The following is a 20189-nucleotide window of genomic DNA, read 5'->3' as shown; positions in this document are numbered from 1 at the left end:
CAGAAAACTAATATAAAATATTGATATAAAAGCATCCAACCTCCTTATTTATAATAATTTTATTTTATATAATAACTAACTGCAAGAGGGAAAGTGTATTCCATATACTTTGCTTTTTGTCAGCCTCAATAAAAAATATTACTGCTGATTTATCCTAAATTGAACGCAAAAAGAATCCAGAACTGTTTTAACAATTTGTAAAAAACAGTTCTGGATTCTTTTTATTCTATTGATTATATTTCTTTTTCATATATAGATAAAACGGTATGCCTATCAACGTTAACAAGATTCCTGTCATCGCCAATTGGAATTGATTGATCAGAGTCATCGCTAAGATAAAGATCCCACCTAAAATCGCAATGATTGGAATAACCGGATAGAAAGGCACACGATATGGCCGTTCCAAATCTGGCTCTGTTTTACGTAATTTGATCACTGCTGCAAAAACCAATGTATAGAAAATCCAAATAACAAAAATCAGCATATCTGTCAGCATATCGAAACCACCGATCATCATCATGACAATGGCAATAGCCAACTCTAAAATACCTGCAATATACGGAACTTTGTTTTTGTTCAACTTTGCAAGTTTATCAGAGAAAGGTAATTGTTTTTCTAAGCCCATCGAATAAGGAAGACGCATCCCGGTCATCGTATAGCCGTTGATTGTACCATAAACAGAAACCAAGATACCGATTGTTACTAATTTACCACCGATGCCGCCAAAAATCTTGCCAGCTACTTCCATCGCTGCATTCTCATTACCGCTTAATTGAGAAATATCCAGTGTGCGTAAAAAGGCAAATTGGACGAATAAGTAAACTACCATGATTCCCAAAATCCCGCCTGCGATTGCTTTAGGAAGATCTCGTGCAGGTTTTTTCAGTTCTCCTGCAATATTCCCAACGTGGATCCAGCCGTCATAAGCAAACATTGTTGATAACAAACCTGCTCCTAATGCTGCCCAAAATCCGCCAACATGCGATCCAGCTTCAACTGGGAAAAGACTCACTGCTACATCCCCTTCACGCAAAAGTCCAAAAATAACGATCAGCGCTAATGGAACAAGTTTACAGACCAACGTGATTGATTGGAACATCCCGCTGGCTTTTGAGCCTAAAAAGTTGATCAGCATGATCGTAAATGCTGCAAGAACTGCTATCGGGATAATCGTTTCATTCGGCAAGTCGAATAAATTCTTGAATTGTGTACCAAAAATAATAGATAATGCCGCGACATTTGCTGGAAAATAAATAATTACTTGTGCCCAGCCAAGCAAGAAACTCCAGAATTCACCGTAAGAACGTTCGATATAACGCAGCATCCCGCCTGTTTCAGGAATCGCTGCTGCTAATTCCGCCGCTGTCAGCCCTGCACAGACACTGATCAAGCCGCCTAAAAACCAAGAAAACAGATGCAAGCTTGCTGAACCCGTTACTTCTGCGACGCTTGCCGCTTTAAAGAATACACCTGCTCCGATGACTGTTCCCATAACCGTTGAAAGTGCTGGAAAAAACGTCATCGTCCGTTTTAAATCACCTTCGTGTAATTTTACTTCGTTTTGCTGGTTTTCCACCATATTTCCTCCTATTCTGAAGTGTCGACCTTCTTTCCTTTGATTTTTTTCAAATAAAATCCAAACTGCTTGGCAGCTTGAAATCTATTTTAATATGAAGGAGGAAAAAGGGAAATGCTAAATGCCCTACATTTCCGCTTTTTTTATCTTCCTCTCATTCTACTATTGTTATTTATTACTCAAGAGATGACAGTATCAATAGAAATTGCCGTTTCTATACCTTCTTTTTCAAATTTTTTAGATAATTTTTCCAACATCTCATCGGTCATTTTATCCAAATCAAAACAAGGCGAAAATCCCCATTCATTTCGCGCATCACTATCATCAATTGCATTTGGCCAAGATTCCGCAATTTTTTGACGAGCAGGATCAACATCATGTCTCAGCTCAAAATCCGGGATGCGGCGACGGATCGAAGCTGCGATTTGTTCCGGATCAAATGACATCGCTGTGATATTGAAACCATTCCGATGTTTCAAACATTCTGGATCTGCGTTCATCAACTGAACAACCGCATCGATTGCATCATCCATGTACATCATATCCATATAAGTGCCTGAATCAATAAATGAAGTATAAGATTTCTGTTTCAAGGCTTCATAGTAAATATCCACTGCATAATCAGTCGTGCCGCCGCCAGGTTCAACTTTGTAGGAAATCAATCCAGGAAAGCGCACAGATCGAGTATCGACATCGTATTTCGTGTGGTAATAGTCTGCTAGTAATTCACCAGCAACTTTGGTAACACCATACATCGTCGTTGGGTGCATGACGGTGTCTTGCGGTGTATTGTCCGGCTCAGCATCTGGCCCATAAGCCGCAATCGACGACGGAGCAAAGAATTTCGTTTTTGGTCCGATTTCCCGAGCAATTTCCAACGCATTCATCAAACCAGTCATATTCAGCTGCCAAGCAAAAGCTGGACGTTTTTCTGCAGTCGCAGATAACAGAGCTGCTAAGTGAATAATCGTATCGACTTGGTAGCGTTGTGCAATTTCTAAAAACTTTTCGTGGTCGGTGACATCCAACTCTTCAAACTGGCCATTTTCTACGACTGGACTCCCAGATACCGTTCGAATATCTGTAGAAATAACATTTTCTGCACCCAGGTCTTTGCGAAGACGTTCTGTCAATTCTGAACCAATTTGTCCTAATGCACCTGTGATCAATACTTTTTTCATGTGTTTTCTTCCCTTCTCAATTGATTGTTTATTTGATGATCCCTAATTCTTTCCCTACTTTTTCATATACTTTCACTGCATCAGCTAACATTTCTTTTGTATGGCCCGCATTTGGCATATTTCGCACACGCCCGGTTCCAAGCGGTACAGTTGGATAAACGATTGGTTTTGCGTATACGCCATTCTCGATCAATTTTTTAGAAAATTTTTGTGCTAGTTTCTCGTCACCAACAATCACTGGTGTAATCGGCGTTTCAGAATGCCCAATATCATAGCCAATCCGTTTTAATTCATCTTTGAAATACATTGCATTGTCCCACAGTTTTTCGACATATTCTGGATGTTCCTGAATCAGTTCGATTGCTTTGATGCACGCGCCGGCTGCTCCTGGGATCAATGAAGTAGAAAATAAAAACGGCCGCGCTTGAGATTTCAGCCATGTGATCAATTCGTTTGTTCCAGCAACATAGCCGCCGACCACACCAATTCCTTTAGAAAGTGTCCCCATTTGAAAATCAATATGCTTTTGCATGCCAAAATGTTTGACCGTTCCTGCACCTTTCCCCATCACGCCAGTTCCGTGAGCATCGTCGACATACGTAATGACATTGTATTTTTCACAGATTTCGACGATTTCAGGGACTTTCGCTACATCTCCGTCCATTGAAAAAACACCATCTGTGATATACATGATTTTGTTGTATTCACCGCTTTCGGCTGCTTCTTTCGCCTTTGCTTCTAAATCTGTCATATCTTGGTGCTTGACCCGAATGATTTTCGCGCCAGATAAGCGGCAGCCGTCAATAATCGAGGCATGGTTGAGTTCATCGGATAAAATAGCATCTCCTTTTTTCATCACTGCGGAAATCGCACCCATATTACAGTTGAAACCAGATTGGAAAACAATCGCAGCTTCCGTTCCTTTAAATTCAGCGATTTTCTCTTCTAATTCTTGGTGGATGGATAACGTTCCATTGATTGTTCGCACCGCTCCTGCACCCACACCATATTTTTTTGTTGCTTGAATATCTGCTTCGATCAATTCAGGACGTGTTGCAAATCCTAGATAATTGTTCGAAGCTAGGTTAATCAATTCTTGGCCTTCTACTGTAATCATTGGACCATTACTGCCTTCTAATACATCGATGGTGTTGAATAAGCCTTTTTCTTTTAAATCTTTCAAGTTTTCTTCTAAAAATTGATCCAGTACTTTCGAGCTCATACTCTCTCCCTCTCTTTTTCCATGCTATTTTATACTCATAATTCAAAATCGCTCTTTACATAATTAGTCTACCGATTAATGATAACGCTTACAATAAATTGATTTAACATCTTTTTAAATTATAATAATCAACCATTACTTTTTAATTGGATTTTTTTAATAACATATACGAAATCAGCCTAACAAAGAAATCGCTTACCGAATCGCGTATTTTTTTATTATCTATTTTTTCACAAGCAATTTTGAAACAACAAGATATTCTTCTTTTTTACTTGCTGTTTTCAAAATCGAATGTTTTTTCGCTTGTTCAAAAAGACACAATTTTTATCAAAAAACATTTTTACAATCTGTCTATACCAAAAAAAATCAATTATGTCGTTTTTTCATTTAGAGTTTTCTTAAATTAAAATGGTTTCATGAAGAAAAAGCCGAAAACAGATTGTTTATCCATTTTCGGCTTTTCAATTATAAATTTTTAAATCAATGTCAAAAGAGATGTACCAATTTTTTCGTCTACGTGCATCAGATTTTCCAGATAAGATTGCTTGTACTCTTCTTCGATCGTATCGATCACTTGTTCAGAAGACGAATGTTTCCACAAATCTGGGTGATCCAAATAAAACAGCAGTAATCGGCAACGTTCCTCGATTCCGTGAAGCTCTTGCAGGATATCCCGAAAAGAATCACTGGAAATCGCCGAAATGAGCTTTTCTGCACGCTCTGCTAAATCAGAATAATACTTTTCAAACACTTGGTCCACTTGCATTTCATATTTCTCTGTCAGTACATAGTTCCATAAATAACACATAGTTACTCCTTTGAATTACTAATAAGAAATTTTTTGACGATAAGCTGTCATTTATTACTAGTATACATGAAAACCTTATCATAGAGTAACACAAATAATAAAAATGTTATGTAAAAAATACTTTTTCTTAAACAGACAAGTGGTACTATTATGCGAAACCATTTAAATAACTCGTTTTATATCAATACAAGCGTACATTTACCCAGAATTATCCCTTATAAAAAATAACTATTTCGTTATAGAATATATAAACTTCAAATAAAAAAATCCCTATTTCTTGATTTACTCATCAAAAAGCAGAGATTCTCCAAATCAACATTCCAATTCGCTTTTTTTACTTAATCCAACTGATTTATTATTGAGCTTACCAACAAGAAAAAAACTACGAGATACAGTATCAAAACGGCTATTGTTATAATAAATGCCACAAATCCTGCACGATTCCAGGTTTTTTGTACAGCTAAAAATGTTTCGATATCTTGATAGTCCCCTTTTTGCCATGCCCATTCGTTCCCTTTGAATCCGCATACAAAAACCCATACGATGTTAAAAATCGGGATCAAACAAAAAAGCGGCAGATATGATTTGTTTCCGATTCCCCACACGATATTGTACATAAATGCACCCCAATTCCAACCTTTTATTTCTTGCGGGATGAATTCCATTGATTGTTCCTCCATCAGCTTCACGCTCCTTTCTATAAAGATTATTTTATCAAACCAACATTAAAAGCGGCTAATCTTCTATAGAAAAAATGGGGAAGATTTATGTGAGTAAAAGTGTTTTGCGGAAAAACACATAATCTCTAGAAAACACAAAAACCCCCGCTTCTTCAAGCGGGGGTAAACGGTTGTTTGATTATTTAGCTAAAGCGTCTTTAGCTTGGTCAGCCAATGCAGTAAATGCAGCTGCATCGTTTACAGCTAGGTCAGCTAACATTTTACGGTTGATGTCGATTTCAGCTAATTTCAAGCCGTGCATCAATTTTGAGTAGCTTAAGCCATTCATACGAGCTGCAGCGTTGATACGTGCAATCCACAATTTACGGAAGTCGCGTTTTTTCTGACGACGATCGCGGTATGCGTAGTTGTATGAATTCATTACTTGTTCTTTTGCTGTTTTAAATAGAGTGTGTTTTGAACCGTAGTAACCTTTTGCTAATTTAAGCACTTTTTTACGACGTTTACGAGTTACTGTTCCACCTTTAACACGTGCCATGTTTAATTCCTCCTAAATAAATCTTCTTCTTGAAATTATTTTTTTGCGTTTTTTTATTTCATTCCTGCTAATTGTTGACGGATACGTTTGTAATCGCCTTTAGCAACCATGCTTGCTTTACGCAATTGACGGCGTTGTTTTTTAGTTTTGCCGTGGAAACGGTGACTTGTAAACGCACGGAATCTTTTCAATCCGCCTTTACCGGTACGTTTGAAGCGTTTTGCTGATCCGCGGTGTGTTTTTTGTTTTGGCATGTCTAATTTCCTCCTCAAAATCTTTCGTTATCCGACTATTGACTGTTCAACAGCCAGCCAGTCATTCGAATTACTTATTATCGCTTTTCGGTGCCAGCGTCATGAACATGCTGCGTCCGTCCATCTTCGCTTTTTGTTCCACTGTGGCAATATCCGCAGTTTCTTCAGCTAGGCGAGTCAAGACTTTCTGACCAATTTCTTTATGGGTAATGGCACGGCCTTTGAAACGGATCGAAGCTTTCACTTTGTCCCCTTTTTCTAAGAACTTACGTGCATTACGAAGCTTTGTGTTGAAGTCATTGACGTCGATCGTCGGACTCAAACGAACTTCTTTTACGTTGATCACTTTTTGTTTCTTACGCGCTTCACGTTCTTTTTTCTGTTGTTCAAAACGGAATTTACCGTAATCCATGATTCGCGCAACCGGTGGCTTAGCTCCTGGAGCAACTAAAACTAGATCCAAATTCGCTTGTTCAGCGATTTTTAGAGATTCGGCTTTTGTTTTAACTCCTAATTGCTCGCCATCTGAACCGATCAATCGTAACTCACGTGCACGAATGCCGTCGTTTACCATCATATCCTTTGCTATGGTCGTTCACCTCCAAATATTTTGAGAGAAAGAAAAGCGTACCGAATAATCGGCCATAAAAAAAACGAGTTCCTCTATAGAACCCGCACGTACTTTACCTGTAAAACAAGTAAAAACTATCTAGCCCAGTGATTTTCTCAACTAAGGCGAGAAGCGGGTGCTTCTGCTTTTATTTCTCAACTCTGCTATCTTACCATTTTTCTATTACCTTGTCAATAAAGTATTTAAAGCTTGTCTTTGATATAATCGAAGAAAAAAGGACGGTTCTTATGAAGAAAAAAATACCTATCTCTCCCATGCTTCCTTCTTTAGCTGCTGGTGATTTCTATCTTGAAGATGAAGCTGATTTCGTTGGTCTCGACATCCAAGACGGTGATCAAAGTTACTTGACCGCTGATAATTTGCGGATCAGTGAAAGCCATGTCTCTAAACTGGTCATGCAAAAATCAGTACTGACAAACGTCGAATGCAGCAATGTTCTATTTGAAAATTGTGATTTCTCCAATTTGGAATGGCTGAGCGGCAGTTTTCGCCAAGTGACGTTCAAACAATGTAAACTTATTGGAACAAATTTTTCTGAAAGTTATTTGCGCGACTGTCAATTTATTGATTGTGTTGCTTCAATGGCTTCTTTCAGTAATACAGATCTTAAAGTGGTTGCTTTTGAGAACTGCCAATTAGAAAACACAGAATTTTATGAAACCAAATGGCAGCATCTCTCTTTGCAAAATAACCAGCTGTCTGGTTCAAACTGGCTGCGGACACCATTGAAGAATCTAGATTTGACAACCAATGATTTCCATTCGATCATGTTGTCGCAAGAGCAGTTATCCGGCCTTATCGTCAACCAAGAACAAGCATTGACCATCGCTGAAAGTTTAGGATTGGTTATCCAAGAATAAAATCCCAGTTGATACAAAACATTTAAAGTACAAGATACGTGTATTTTGTGCTTTTTTTGTTTTTTCCAAAATAATCACGCTGGTTATGAATAACAAATTATTATAGCATTTTATTTTCCCCTTCCCTCCATCTTTCTATCTTTTCTATTGATAAGCTCACACTTTTTCCACGATTCTTTTTTTTCTTTTAAAAAAATAAACTGAAACTTTAAATAACATTTGTATCTATTTTAAATAACATTGTTATCCATTAGCATGAAAGTTAAGGGAGAGTGATATATTTTGTTAAAGAAAATTTTATTAAGTTCAGTTTTACTTTTTGCAGTAGGATTAGCAGGATGCACAAATAATGCAGCAGCTGAGGAACCAACAGAAGATACGATCGAAACAGCGGAGTCTATTGATGCTCCAGAAGCTGCCCCGGCCATTACTAAGTTGGATGTCGAAGCAGCACAAGAAGAATGGGCTGAAAGCATCGTTGCCATTGGAGAAGCGAGTTTGATCAGCGAAGATGCCGCTCGAGAAGAAGCAGAAAATGTATTGGATACTTTGTACAACTATGATTACGGTACAGTGTTATTCAAGCCGACAAAAGCTTCTGAAGTTCCTTTCCGTTCGACTAGAGAAGATGCTTTGTCTTACTTTGTCGGCGGAGATATCGAGGAAGACACAGGATTTGCTTTAGAGCCTTGGACAGATGTCCGCTTCGAAAACCATGATACGATCTTAAACGGCGACAATGCCGTAGCTTCTGGTATCTACTACTTTACTTCTGGTGAAACTGAAGAAGAAGTACGAGTCGAATATACTTTTGGTTATATCCAAGATGAGGATGGAAACTTAAGAATCAATGTCCATCATTCAAGTGTACCTTTTTAATTGATAAAGAAAACACTCATTTGTGTTGTAAAAAAAAAGAACGAAACAGCAGACCTACTCCGCTGTTCCGTTCTTTTTTGTTTTCAGTTTTTATGAGATAAGCTGTTCTTCTTTGATTTCTGCTAATTTCTCTTCAATCATTTTCAGCACTTCTGTTTTCGCTTCTGGACATTCCACAAAATTATATACATCGCCGTCAATCAGCATTTTAGGACTTTCATTATATGATTCAAACCAGTCGTCATAACGTGCATGCAATTCTTGATAATAGTCACGCAACGCTGTATTTTCTGCAAATTGTTCATACTCACGGCCGCGTTTTTCAATTCTTCTCAGCATCGTTTCAAAAGAGACTCGGATATGAACTAAAAGATCTGGATGTTTTTTGTGGGAAGCATAAGGTAATTCTTCCATCATATTCCCTAGAAGCTCATCATAGACATTCACTTCTGCTGCGGTTGCTCTGCCTAAATCTGCATTCAAATGGAACAATAATGAATCTTCGTAAATCGAACGATCCATCACATTGTTTTCTTCTTGTACAGCTTGTTTGATACTAGCAAAACGATGATTCAAGAAATAAATTTGCAGCAAAAACGCGTACTGCTCCGGGTTTTCATAAAATAATGGCAAAATCTCATTTTCTTCAATCGATTCATAAAATGCTTGCGTACCAAAATGTTCCGCCAGCATTGTCGTCAAACTTGTCTTCCCTGCTCCAATAGTTCCTGATAAAACAATCACGATTGCTTCCCCCAACTCACTTTGATTACTAAATATTGTATATAAAACTAACATTATTAAATATAGCCCCAATATCTTGTGATGTCAAACAAACTTTCATTTCAAAAAACTAGCAGAAAAACAAAAAAATTCTTAAGAAAACGCACTTTTTTTATTGGAAAACGAATTCTTTATTTTACTTCTTCGTGTGTTTTAGTAAAATAAAAAGGAAATGTTTTTTGAAGCCGGATATATTTTGACAATTTTTGGCAGCCAGCGCAATTTTGAGCGCTTTATTTTTTGCCTTACAGGCTGTCAGTGAAGGAGTTTTATTTATTATGATAAAGGGTCAAGGAGAATCGAGCGGAAAGATTATTTTGATGGGGGAACACTCGGTTGTATATGGGGAGCCTGCAATCGCATTTCCTTTTTATGCTGCCAAAGTCGTTGCAACGATCGAACCAGCGATTGAAGATACCCTTGTTTCTTCTTATTACACAGGAGAATTAGCCAATGCTCCTCACGCTTTAAAGAATATCAAGCAATTGGTTTTCCGATTGAAAAAAGACTATGACTTGATCGAGTCACTAAAGATAATCATTGAAAGTACGATCCCAGCAGAGCGAGGCATGGGGTCAAGTGCAGCAGTTGCTGTCGCAGTCACTCGTGCTTTTTATGATTATTTATCTGTGCCTCTTTCGCAAGAACGGTTATTGGATCATGTTCAGACTTCGGAAAAAATCGCCCATGGCAACCCCAGCGGTATCGATGCAGCGGCAACAAGCAGCAAAGATCCGATTTATTTTACAAAGGGACAGCCTTTCGATTATTTCCCATTGAATATCGATGCTTTTTTGATTGTAGCAGACACCGGGATCAAAGGTCAGACAAGAGAAGCAGTCAAAGACGTTGCTCATTTGTTTACCCAATCGCCAAAATCAGTTGGTAAAAAAATCCAGCAGCTTGGTTTACTGACCCAGCTCGCAAAACAAGCCATTACGGATAACCATACCGAACAACTTGCCCAAACGATGAACCATGCTCAAACGATTTTAAGAGACTTGACGATCAGTAATCAATTTCTTGACTTGCTGATCCATACAGCGGTAGAAAACGGTGCCCTTGCTGCTAAATTAACCGGCGGCGGACGCGGCGGATGCATGATCGCTTTGGCAACAACAAAACAAAAAGCCCAAGAAGTTAGTCAAGCATTGCTGGAAGCAGGAGCGGCGGCGACTTGGATTCAAGGATTAGGAGTACATACACATGTTTAAAGGAAAAGCACGCGCTTATACAAATATCGCCCTTATCAAGTATTGGGGGAAAAAAGACGAGACATTGATTTTGCCAATGAACAATAGTTTGTCACTCACATTGGATGCTTTTTATACAGAAACTGAAGTGATTTTCTCCGATGAATATACCAAGGATCAATTTTATCTTGATGACGTATTGCAAGATCAAAAAGCAACTGCAAAAATCTCTCGTTTTCTAGACCTTGTTCGGGAAAAAGCAGATACGCAGAAAAAAGCCAAAGTTGTTAGTATCAATTTTGTGCCGACTGCTGCTGGTCTAGCCTCTTCTGCCAGTGGTCTGGCTGCTTTAGCTGGCGCTTGTAACGAAGCATTAGGATTAAAACTTTCTCCTACTGAACTTTCACGTTTAGCACGGAGAGGATCAGGTTCTGCCTGCCGCAGTATTTTTGGCGGATTTGTCGAATGGAAAAAAGGAACAGATGACCAGAGTTCTTATGCACATCCTGTTGTCTCAGATTCTTTTGAAGAAGAGCTAGCTATGGTCTTTGTTTTGATAAACGATCAGAAAAAAGATGTTTCCAGCAGAGATGGCATGCGACGAACGGTAGAAACATCTAGTTTTTACCAAGGCTGGTTAGATACATTAGAGGCAGATTTAGCCCAAGTCAAAGAAGCGATTGAGAGAAAAGATTTCCAGATGCTTGGTGAAGCAATGGAACGCAATGGGTTGAAAATGCACGGTACAACATTAGCTGCTGTTCCTCCTTTCACTTACTGGTCGCCAGATAGTTTGAAGGCGATGCAAGCTGTGAGAGAACTTCGCAACCAAGGAATCCCTTGTTATTTCACTATGGACGCTGGGCCAAATGTCAAAGTACTGACAGAGAAAAAGAATCTAGAAGCAGTGACACAAGCATTCGCCAAACTTTTCAACGAAAAACAAGTCATTACTGCTCAAGCAGGTCCAGGAATCACTATTATCGATAATTAGAGGAGCGTTTTTATGATTGAAGTATCAGCCCCAGGAAAACTTTACATTGCTGGAGAATATGCAGTAGTAGAAACTGGCCACCCTGCGATTATTGTTGCTGTGGATCAATTTGTCACAGTGACAGTTGAAGCAGCACGCAAAGTCGGTAGTATCCAATCTGCACAGTACAGTGATCTTCCGATTCGCTGGACACGACGTAAAGGAGAACTGGTTTTAGATATTCGGGAAAATCCTTTCCATTACATTCTTGCTGCGATTCGTTTGACTGAAAAATACGCACAGGAAAAAAATATTTTATTATCTTTTTATGACTTGAAAGTTATCAGCGAACTGGACAGCTCAAATGGCCGAAAATACGGTCTAGGTTCGAGCGGCGCAGTGACAGTCGCTACAGTCAAAGCACTAAATATATTTTATGATTTGAATTTGACACAACTTCAAATATTCAAGATTGCTGCTTTAGCCAATCTAGCCGTTCAAGATAACGGTTCTTGCGGCGATATTGCAGCAAGCTGTTATGGCGGTTGGATTGCTTTTTCTACATTTGACCACGCATGGATCAAAGAAAAACAACAAGACTCTTCACTCGTCGAACTATTAGAAATGGATTGGCCGGGTCTGTCGATCGAACCTTTAACAGCGCCAAAAGATTTGCGTTTACTGATTGGTTGGACAGGCAGCCCTGCTTCTACTTCTGATTTAGTCGACCAAGTACATCAATCCAGAAAAGAACAAGAAGCTTGTTATACTGCCTTTCTCGAAGAAAGCAAAGAATGCGTGAACGAAATGATTCGCGGTTTCAAAGAAAATAATGTCAAAAAGATCCAGCAGATGATTCGCAAAAATCGTCAACTGCTGAATGAACTAGCAAAAATCACAGGTGTTGTCATCGAAACGCCTGCATTGAAAAAATTATGCAGCCTAGCAGAAGAATACCAAGGTGCCGCAAAATCATCTGGCGCTGGCGGCGGCGACTGCGGCATTGTTATCGTTGATCAAAAATCTGGTATCCTGCCATTGATGAGTTCTTGGGAAAATGCCGATATCACCCCTTTACCGCTGCATGTTTATGACTGTCAGAGAAAGGAAAAAGAATGAATCGCAAAGACGAACATGTTTCTTTAGCAAAAGCATTTCACACGGCAAAACCAAATGATTTTGATGCAGTTAAAGTCGTTCATAATGCTTTACCTTTATCAAAAGTCGAAACGACTGATATCCAAACAGAACTTTTAGGGTTCACTTTGTCTAGTCCTTTTTATATCAATGCGATGACTGGCGGAAGCAAAAGAACCAAAGAAATCAACCAGCAATTAGCCATCGTTGCCCGAGAAGCTGGATTAATGATTGCCACAGGTTCAGTCAGCGCTGCTTTAAAAGATCCTTCATTAGCTGAAACGTATCAGGTCATGCGGGAGGAATATCCAGATGGACGTATTTTGGCGAACATTGGTGCAGGAAATACGCTGGAAGCAGCAAAAAAAGCAGTTGAACTTTTCCAAGCAGATGCCCTTCAGATCCATTTGAACGTACCACAAGAACTTGTGATGCCTGAAGGAGACCGAGATTTTACCAATTGGGCTGAAACGATCCAAGAAATCACTGCTTCTCTTTCTGTCCCCGTCATTGTAAAAGAAGTTGGTTTTGGGATGACACGGCAAACAATTGCTCAACTCGTTGAATTAGGCGTTAAAACAATCGATATCAGCGGGCAAGGCGGTACTAGTTTCACACAAATCGAGAATGCTCGCCGTCCCCAACGCGAATTGGCTTATTTAAACGATTGGGGGCAATCAGCAGTTATTTCACTCTTAGAAGCAAACGAAGTTGAAGCATCTTTTGAACGCATCGCTTCCGGCGGCATTCGGAATGCGTACGATATTTTCAAAGCTCTTTGTTTAGGAGCAGATGCTGTAGGCGTTTCTGGAACGATTTTGAATCAGTTGATGAAAAATGGTGTAGATGAAACGATCCAAATGGTGAAAAAATGGCAAGAAGAATTGCAAATGCTGTACACAATGGTTGGCGCAAAAAACACCAATGACGTGCAAAAACAATCCTTGATTTTTTCTGGTTCCGTTAAAGATTGGTGCCAATCAAGGGATATTCCTCTTTCCAAATACAGCATGCGTGCATAAGCAAACAACGCAAAAAGACCAAAGAACGGAACTGTCCATTCTTCGGTCTTTTTTTAAAACTGAAATCTAACTATTTTTATGCCGATGATTATTCAGAAACAACAACCATTGACTTGATTGTTTTACGTTCTTGCATATCTTGATACGCTTGATTGATTTCATCCAAGCTGTATGTGTCAGTAAAGACACGTCCTGGATTGATGTCGCCGTCAAGAACTGCTTTAAGAAGAAAATCTTTATCATAGGTCGTCACAGAAGCAGAACCGCCTGCTACTGAGATATTTTGAGCAAAAGTTGAACCAAGTGGCCGATTGTTATAATGCGGAACACCTACATAACCAATACGTCCGCCATTGTGAAGAACACCAATCGCTTGCTCAATAGCAGCTTCTGTACCTACACATTCAAGCGCAGCATCTGCACCGCCTCCGAGAATTTCACGTACTTTAGCGATCCCTTCTTCTCCACGTTCTGCTACAACAGCTGTAGCGCCTGACTGAAGCGCCATTTGCTGACGATCTTCATGTCGGCTCATGAGAACGATTTGGGATGCACCACGCATTTTAGCTGCAATCACAGCACATTGACCTACAGCGCCATCCCCGATAACGACCACTTTATCCCCTCTTTGGACATTGGCACATCGCGCGGCATGGTATCCGGTTGGCATTACATCTGCCAAAGTCAGTAGTGATTTGATCATGCCTTCTGTATAATCGGACGGCTGCCCAGGAACTTTGACCAACGCCCAATTTGCGTAATGGAAACGAATATATTCGGACTGGAACCCTTTAGACCAGTTCGTACCGCCTTGATGACGGTCACATGTTCCATCAAAACCAGCACGGCAAGCATCACATTCACCGCAGCCGTGAGTAAACGGTACGATCACAAAATCGCCAGGTTTCACAGTTGTGATATCTGAACCAATTTCTTCAACAATACCAAGTGCCTCATGTCCATCATTCACAGAATGTGCTTCTTTGTTATCACCATGTGCATAAGACCAGAGATCCGAACCGCAGACACACGCGCGTACAACTTTGATGATTACATCATCAGCAGCTTGCAGTTTTGGTTTTTCTACTTCTTGAACAGTAACTAGACCAGCTTTTTCAAAAATCGCAGCTTTCATAATTATATTACCCAGAACAACCAAAAATAAGATACCTGCTAGATATTTCGGTGTTCATTTCCTTTCCAAATTAGTTTATATATATTTGTAATAACATTCTTTTACTTCCACTTCAAACAAAAGCATTTGTCCTCGGAGAATCTTCCTAGCAGGTGATGAAACTCAAATGCTAACTGGTTTGTCTATTGACACATCTTGTTGTTAGCTTTATATTGAGTTTAAAGTTGATAGTCGACTATCAGTCAAGAACTTTTTTTGATAAGGAGAAAAAATGTACTTAACAATCAATGATGTCTCGAAAATAACGGGTTTGACACCTTATACACTAAGATATTATGCGAAAGAAGGATTGTTTGATTTTGTAGAGCGCAGTTCAAATAGCGTGGGCACAAGATTATTCAAAAAATCAGATTTGGAATTCATCCATGTGATCCAATGCTTAAAAAGTGCTGGATTATCGATCAAAGATATAAAAACCTTTGTAGATTGGACCATGGAAGGCGACTCGACAATCGAAGAAAGATTGAACATGTTTAAAGAAAGACAGGCAGAATTAGAAAAACAGATTGCTGAATTGCAAGAAGTCTTAAAAGTCGTCAAATACAAATCATGGTATTACGAAACGGCAAAAGAAGCCGGCTCTTGTTCTGTGCATGATGCAATCAATACAGAAAAAATGCCGGAAGATATGTTACAGGTGAAAAACAAACTGGAAGAACTTCATAATGTTTAAAACGATGATACAAAACAAGAGGGACCGAAACTTTTTAAGTTTTGATCCCTCTTGTTTTAAATAATGATTAGCTAGTTGAGCCGTGCAGACTTGTCGTAAGGTGGGGGGAACGAAAGTCTAAAGGAACTAGACTATTTGATAAGCAGACAAAAATGGAGAGATTTTCAAAATCAAGGTGCATTAAGGTTGTTTACCAATATATGCTAAGATTCCGCCATCCACATATAAAACGTGTCCATTGACAAAATCAGAAGCACTTGAAGCTAAAAATACAGATGGTCCTGCAAGGTCGATTGGTTCGCCCCAACGCGCAGCTGGTGTACGGCCTACGATGAATTGGTCAAATGGATGACGTTCACCGTTTTCTTGCGTTTCTCTCAAAGGCGCTGTTTGCGGTGTTGCGATATAACCAGGCCCGATGCCGTTACATTGGATATTGTATTGGCCATATTCAGAAGCGATATTTTTCGTCAACATCTTCAATCCGCCTTTTGCTGCAGCGTAAGCACTAACTGTTTCGCGACCTAGTTCACTCATCATTGAACAGATGTTGATGATTTTTCCGCCGCCTTTTTCGATCATATCAGGAATCACTGCTTTTGATACAATGAATGGTGCATTCAAATCAACGTCGATTACTTGTCTAAAATCAGCTGCTTCCATCTCGATCATTGGTGTACGCTTGATGATACCAGCGTTATTGACTAAAATATCCACAGAACCGACTTCTTCTTTGATTTGCTTGATCATTGCTTGAACAGCTGGTTCGTCTGTTACGTCACAGACATAGCCGTTTGCTTCGATTCCTGCTTCTTTATAGTGAGCGATACCTTCGTCCACAGATTCTTGTGTCAAATTGTTAAAAACGATTTTTGCTCCCGCAGCTGCTAATGATTTTGCAATTTCAAAACCGATTCCATAAACTGCACCTGTAACTAACGCAACTTTTCCGTCTAAGCGGAACATTTCCATATTGAAATCCATCTCGACTCTCCTCTTCTATTGTTATTTCAATTGATCCATTGCGACCATATCCATATCTGTATAAGTGATATTTTCGCCGCACATCGCCCAAATAAATGAATAATTGCTTGTACCTACACCAGAATGGATCGACCAGCTTGGTGAAATGATTGCCTGCTCGTTATCCACAACTAAGTGTTTTGTCTCATCTGGTTTGCCCATCATGTGGAAAACGCGTGTATCAGGACTTGCATAATCAAAGTAAACATACGCTTCCATGCGACGTTCATGTGTATGACACGGCATCGTGTTCCAAGCACTGCCTGGCTCAAGCATCGTGTAACCCATCTGCAGCTGACAGCTTTCGCAGACATTCGGATGGATATATTGATAGATCTTGCGTTCATTCAATGTCAGACCTTCGCCTGTTTCCATTGGTTTTACTTGATCAATGCTAATTTTGACATTTGGATATTTGTGATGAGCAGGTACAGAACTAATGTAAAATTTCGCAGGGTTTGCTGGGTCTTCTGATGAGAAGACAACATGTTTTGTTTCTTTTCCGATATAGTATCCGTCTTGTTTTTTCATTGGTTCTTTTTCGCCGTCGATTTCAATAAATCCAGGACCGCCAATGTTGATAACACCCATTTCTCTGCGCTCTAAAAAGTATTCCACACCTAACTCTTTGTCTAATTTGATCTCTAAAGTTTGATCTGTCGGTGTCACGCCGCCAAAAATCATGCGGTCATTATGTGTATAAGTTAGACTGATTTCTCCTGGAACAAATACTTTTTCTACTAAAAATTCTTTACGCAGTTGTTCCGTCGAATAATGACGGATATCTTCTGGGCTGTGTGTATAACGTGTTTCCATTTCTTGCATAATAGTTTCTCCTTTAACGAATAATTTTGCCAGAACCATTGGCTAAGAAATCTGCAACTTCTTTCTGGCTGAACTGGTTGCAATCGCCATGTATCGTATGTTTGAGCGCTGAAGCTGCGGTAGCAAAATCAATGATTTCTTGCGGCGGCATTTTTGTCAGCAACCCGTGCAGAACACCACCAGAAAAAGCATCTCCTCCGCCCACTCGGTCAACGATCGGTTCAATTTTATGTGTTTGTGATTCTGTATAACTTTCCTTCATCCACAATGTTCCTTTCAACTCATTAGCACTTGCTGAAAGGACTTCTCGCTTCGTTGAATACAATACTTGGATGTTCGGATATTTTTCTTGGATTTTTCGATAATAATATTCAAGCGGATTTTTTTCCGTATCTGAAGCTGGTTCGATTGCTAGCAAATAACGTGCATCTAATTCTCCTGCCGAGCAGATATCTACATAAGGCAAAATCTTTTGAATCACTTCACCAGCTTCTTTTTGCGTCCAAAGCTTCCCGCGATAGTTGACATCGAAACTAACCAAACAACCGGCTTTTTTCGCAGCTTTGACTAACTCGATCGTCATTTCTTGCCATGTCTGTGATAATGCTGGTGTAATGCCGGAAATATGAAAAATATCCGTTTCATGAAATAGACTAGGCAATTCCCACTCGATATGATCCATGACAGCAAAACTTGAATTAGCACGATCATAAATAACAGACGCACTGCGGATGCCCACACCAGCTTCCATATAATAGGTCCCTAATCGCGGTCCGCCAGCTAATAGATGTTCTGTTCCTACGCCGTAACTTTGAAGATGTTTTTTTACCGAATTTCCTAAAGCGTTTTCAGGAACCTTGCTGGCAAATACTGCTTCGTGACCATAATTTGCAAGAGAAATAGCGACATTTGCTTCTCCTCCGCCATAATGCGCCTCAAAGTGATTGCTTTGCGGGATACGACAGCCTTCATCAGTGGAGAGCCTCAACATGATTTCTCCCAGTGTGACAACTTTCCCCATCGCGGTCACCCCTTGATTTCTTTCAATTTATCGGCGTATTCTCGAGCTGCTTTCGTTACACCTTCAAAATCACCAGAAGCTGCTGGAGCAAGCAGATTTCCACCCACACCGACTGTAACGACTCCTGCACGGAACCAATCTGCCATATTTTCAAGACTAACGCCGCCAGTTGGCATAATATTCAAATGCGGTAAGGGCGCTTTGAATGCAGAAACGATACTTGGACCATAAGCGCTTCCAGGAAACAGTTTAACAATATCTGCGCCGCTTTTCAGTGCTGTCTTCATTTCTGTGATCGTCATGCATCCTGGTAAATATGGGATTTGGTAAAGGTTGCAGATTTCTGCTGTTTCTTGATCAAAGCTTGGGCTTACGATATATTCTGCCCCAGCCATGATTGCTAAGCGTGCGGTTACTGCATCTAAAACAGTTCCTGCACCGACCACGATTTCTGGTCGGTCTTGGTACGCAGCAGCCAATTCTTGGATGACTTCTTCTGCATTAGGAACGGTAAACGTAAGTTCCAGCCCCTTCAAACCACCCTTTACGATGGCATGGCTTGCTTGCAGTGCTTCCTCTTTTGTCTTTCCTCTGACAACAGCGACAACTCCGGTTTTTTCCAAACGTGACAAAATATCAACTTTTTTCATCATACCACTCATTTCTTATTTAGAAATTATGTTTTACAATTAGGAAATCTATATTTTTATTATACGATACGTTCTAAAAAATGCAAACGTTTTTTTGGATTTTTTTGTTGTTTTTAAAGATCATTTAGAGAGAGTCAACTGGTTTTGCAAAAAAGCCCGAATAATACAAAAACACTTTCATGATTTTGATTATTTCGGACTCATTCCTTTAAAAATCAGCTTTTTACAGATTCTCTTCTATTTGTTTTTTCGTTTCTTTGATTGCATGGATGATTTTCCCTCTTGTCTCATCATCCAGCCGATATTTCGGCATGCTGACGCTGAATGCACCAATGATTTGGTCATTTTTTGTGATGGATGCGCCGATACAAAAGATATCTCTTTCGATTTCCTCATCGTCAAATGCGATTTTCTGGCTGCGGACAGTCTCGATCTCTTTTTCCAAGCGCAGCGGATTAGTGATCGTATATTCGGTATAAGGTACTAAAGGGTGGTTCTCTAAATAATTTTGGTATTTTTCTTTATCATATTCTGCTAGAACTGCTTTCCCCATCGCAGAGCTATATAACGGACGAGTAATACCCACCTTTGAAGACATGCGGATCGTCTGATGTTTCGGTTCTAATTTATTCACGTAAAGAATCTCATCGTTATCTAAAATTCCCAAATGTATCGTTTCATCAATGGTTTCCTGCAATTTCTCCAACATCGGCAATGTCGCTTCCGCCAGATCCAGCTGTTCGATATGCTCATTTGCGTAACGGACGAGCTTTGCCCCTAAGCGATAGTTCTTTTCAGTGTTTTTATTGACATAACCGATCATCGTCAAAGTATCCAAAATCTTCAATGTCGTAGAAGCAGTCATTTGCGTTCCTTTTGCAATTTCCTGTAAAGAGGAATCTGGCGCTTCTGCTAAGTAATCCAAAATATAAGAAGCTTTGATCAATACTGTTCCATAAGGTTTTTGTTTTTCCATATAAGATTCTCCTATTTCTTTATAAGAAAATTATAACGGAAAATATTTCTTTTTAAAAGCATAGAGTCTATTTCAAGGACTTTTTTGTA

At 39.5% G+C, this 20189-nt stretch carries 22 protein-coding genes and 1 other annotated feature; of the genes, 7 read left to right on the top strand and 15 right to left on the bottom strand.

Features of this window, described 5'->3' with window-relative positions:
• Positions 1-226: 226 nt before the first annotated feature.
• The 8 genes from IGI64_RS01220 to infC form a co-directional block, all read right to left on the bottom strand.
• A complete protein-coding gene (locus tag IGI64_RS01220; protein ID WP_429939215.1) occupies positions 227-1579 on the bottom strand; it encodes an APC family permease in 1353 nt (450 codons plus the stop codon).
• Positions 1580-1755: 176 nt separating this feature from the next.
• On the bottom strand, positions 1756-2757 hold the full coding sequence (locus IGI64_RS01215) for an NAD-dependent epimerase/dehydratase family protein (RefSeq protein WP_429939214.1): 1002 nt from the start codon (positions 2755-2757) through the stop codon (positions 1756-1758).
• Between the two features lie 28 nt (positions 2758-2785).
• On the bottom strand, positions 2786-3979 hold the full coding sequence (locus IGI64_RS01210; protein WP_429939213.1) for a glycine C-acetyltransferase: 1194 nt from the start codon (positions 3977-3979) through the stop codon (positions 2786-2788).
• Between the two features lie 475 nt (positions 3980-4454).
• Entirely contained in the window at positions 4455-4787 is a 333-nt protein-coding gene (locus IGI64_RS01205; protein WP_429939212.1) for a DUF7006 family protein, read from the bottom strand.
• A gap of 338 nt (positions 4788-5125) precedes the next feature.
• On the bottom strand, positions 5126-5467 hold the full coding sequence (locus IGI64_RS01200; protein ID WP_429939211.1) for a ribonuclease G: 342 nt from the start codon (positions 5465-5467) through the stop codon (positions 5126-5128).
• 178 nt (positions 5468-5645) lie between these two features.
• Positions 5646-6005 carry a 50S ribosomal protein L20 gene (rplT, locus tag IGI64_RS01195; RefSeq protein WP_016623661.1) on the bottom strand — a complete coding sequence of 120 codons (360 nt, stop codon included), beginning with the start codon at positions 6003-6005 and terminating at the stop codon, positions 5646-5648.
• Between the two features lie 53 nt (positions 6006-6058).
• Positions 6059-6259, bottom strand: a complete 201-nt coding sequence (gene rpmI, locus IGI64_RS01190) for a 50S ribosomal protein L35 (protein WP_016623662.1) — start codon at positions 6257-6259, stop codon at positions 6059-6061.
• A gap of 70 nt (positions 6260-6329) precedes the next feature.
• A complete protein-coding gene (gene infC / locus IGI64_RS01185; RefSeq protein ID WP_195742395.1) occupies positions 6330-6833 on the bottom strand; it encodes a translation initiation factor IF-3 in 504 nt (167 codons plus the stop codon).
• Between the two features lie 65 nt (positions 6834-6898).
• Positions 6899-7023: a sequence feature (ribosomal protein L20 leader region), on the bottom strand.
• Positions 7024-7117: 94 nt separating this feature from the next.
• Between infC and IGI64_RS01180 the strand changes: the two genes are divergently transcribed.
• Positions 7118-7750, top strand: coding sequence for a pentapeptide repeat-containing protein (locus IGI64_RS01180; RefSeq protein ID WP_429939210.1), 633 nt, complete (start codon positions 7118-7120; stop codon positions 7748-7750).
• Between the two features lie 282 nt (positions 7751-8032).
• On the top strand, positions 8033-8629 hold the full coding sequence (locus tag IGI64_RS01175) for a hypothetical protein (protein WP_429939209.1): 597 nt from the start codon (positions 8033-8035) through the stop codon (positions 8627-8629).
• A 90-nt stretch (positions 8630-8719) separates the two neighbouring features.
• Here the strand turns inward: IGI64_RS01175 and IGI64_RS01170 are convergent, their stop codons facing one another.
• Positions 8720-9373 (bottom strand): deoxynucleoside kinase, encoded by a 654-nt coding sequence (locus IGI64_RS01170; RefSeq protein ID WP_429940737.1) that lies wholly within the window; start codon positions 9371-9373, stop codon positions 8720-8722.
• Positions 9374-9690: 317 nt separating this feature from the next.
• Between IGI64_RS01170 and mvk the strand changes: the two genes are divergently transcribed.
• The 4 genes from mvk to fni are packed head-to-tail and all read left to right on the top strand — an operon-like array spanning position 9691 to position 13737.
• Complete coding sequence (gene mvk, locus IGI64_RS01165; RefSeq protein WP_429939208.1) at positions 9691-10626, top strand: mevalonate kinase; 936 nt, start codon at positions 9691-9693, stop codon at positions 10624-10626.
• Positions 10619-11599, top strand: coding sequence for a diphosphomevalonate decarboxylase (mvaD, locus tag IGI64_RS01160; protein WP_429939207.1), 981 nt, complete (start codon positions 10619-10621; stop codon positions 11597-11599). The genes mvk and mvaD overlap by 8 nt, the downstream gene beginning before the upstream one ends.
• A gap of 12 nt (positions 11600-11611) precedes the next feature.
• Positions 11612-12697 (top strand): phosphomevalonate kinase, encoded by a 1086-nt coding sequence (locus tag IGI64_RS01155; protein ID WP_016623671.1) that lies wholly within the window; start codon positions 11612-11614, stop codon positions 12695-12697.
• Positions 12694-13737 carry a type 2 isopentenyl-diphosphate Delta-isomerase gene (gene fni, locus IGI64_RS01150; protein WP_429939206.1) on the top strand — a complete coding sequence of 348 codons (1044 nt, stop codon included), beginning with the start codon at positions 12694-12696 and terminating at the stop codon, positions 13735-13737. The genes IGI64_RS01155 and fni overlap by 4 nt, the downstream gene beginning before the upstream one ends.
• Before the next feature lie 88 nt (positions 13738-13825).
• Here the strand turns inward: fni and IGI64_RS01145 are convergent, their stop codons facing one another.
• Positions 13826-14872, bottom strand: a complete 1047-nt coding sequence (locus IGI64_RS01145; RefSeq protein WP_429939205.1) for a zinc-binding dehydrogenase — start codon at positions 14870-14872, stop codon at positions 13826-13828.
• 271 nt (positions 14873-15143) lie between these two features.
• Here IGI64_RS01145 and IGI64_RS01140 point away from each other — a divergent pair, with 271 nt between their 5' ends.
• On the top strand, positions 15144-15605 hold the full coding sequence (locus tag IGI64_RS01140; protein ID WP_034861658.1) for a MerR family transcriptional regulator: 462 nt from the start codon (positions 15144-15146) through the stop codon (positions 15603-15605).
• Between the two features lie 180 nt (positions 15606-15785).
• Here IGI64_RS01140 and IGI64_RS01135 read toward each other — a convergent pair whose 3' ends face one another.
• The 5 genes from IGI64_RS01135 to IGI64_RS01115 form a co-directional block, all read right to left on the bottom strand.
• Positions 15786-16589 carry a gluconate 5-dehydrogenase gene (locus IGI64_RS01135; protein ID WP_016623675.1) on the bottom strand — a complete coding sequence of 268 codons (804 nt, stop codon included), beginning with the start codon at positions 16587-16589 and terminating at the stop codon, positions 15786-15788.
• A 21-nt stretch (positions 16590-16610) separates the two neighbouring features.
• Positions 16611-17453: a 5-dehydro-4-deoxy-D-glucuronate isomerase gene (gene kduI / locus IGI64_RS01130; protein ID WP_429939204.1), complete on the bottom strand. Its 843-nt coding sequence runs from the start codon at positions 17451-17453 to the stop codon at positions 16611-16613.
• 13 nt (positions 17454-17466) lie between these two features.
• Positions 17467-18474, bottom strand: a complete 1008-nt coding sequence (locus tag IGI64_RS01125) for a PfkB family carbohydrate kinase (protein WP_429939203.1) — start codon at positions 18472-18474, stop codon at positions 17467-17469.
• A 5-nt stretch (positions 18475-18479) separates the two neighbouring features.
• Complete coding sequence (locus IGI64_RS01120; protein ID WP_034861853.1) at positions 18480-19124, bottom strand: bifunctional 4-hydroxy-2-oxoglutarate aldolase/2-dehydro-3-deoxy-phosphogluconate aldolase; 645 nt, start codon at positions 19122-19124, stop codon at positions 18480-18482.
• 223 nt (positions 19125-19347) lie between these two features.
• Positions 19348-20100: an IclR family transcriptional regulator gene (locus IGI64_RS01115; protein WP_016623679.1), complete on the bottom strand. Its 753-nt coding sequence runs from the start codon at positions 20098-20100 to the stop codon at positions 19348-19350.
• Between the last annotated feature and the right edge of the window lie 89 nt (positions 20101-20189).

The organism is Enterococcus sp. DIV0210g (assembly GCF_050559705.1).
Classification (GTDB): Bacteria; Bacillota; Bacilli; order Lactobacillales; family Enterococcaceae; genus Enterococcus_B; species Enterococcus_B faecalis_A.
Note: the sequence above shows the minus strand (reverse complement) of the source record. Positions and strands in the feature narration are given on the sequence as shown.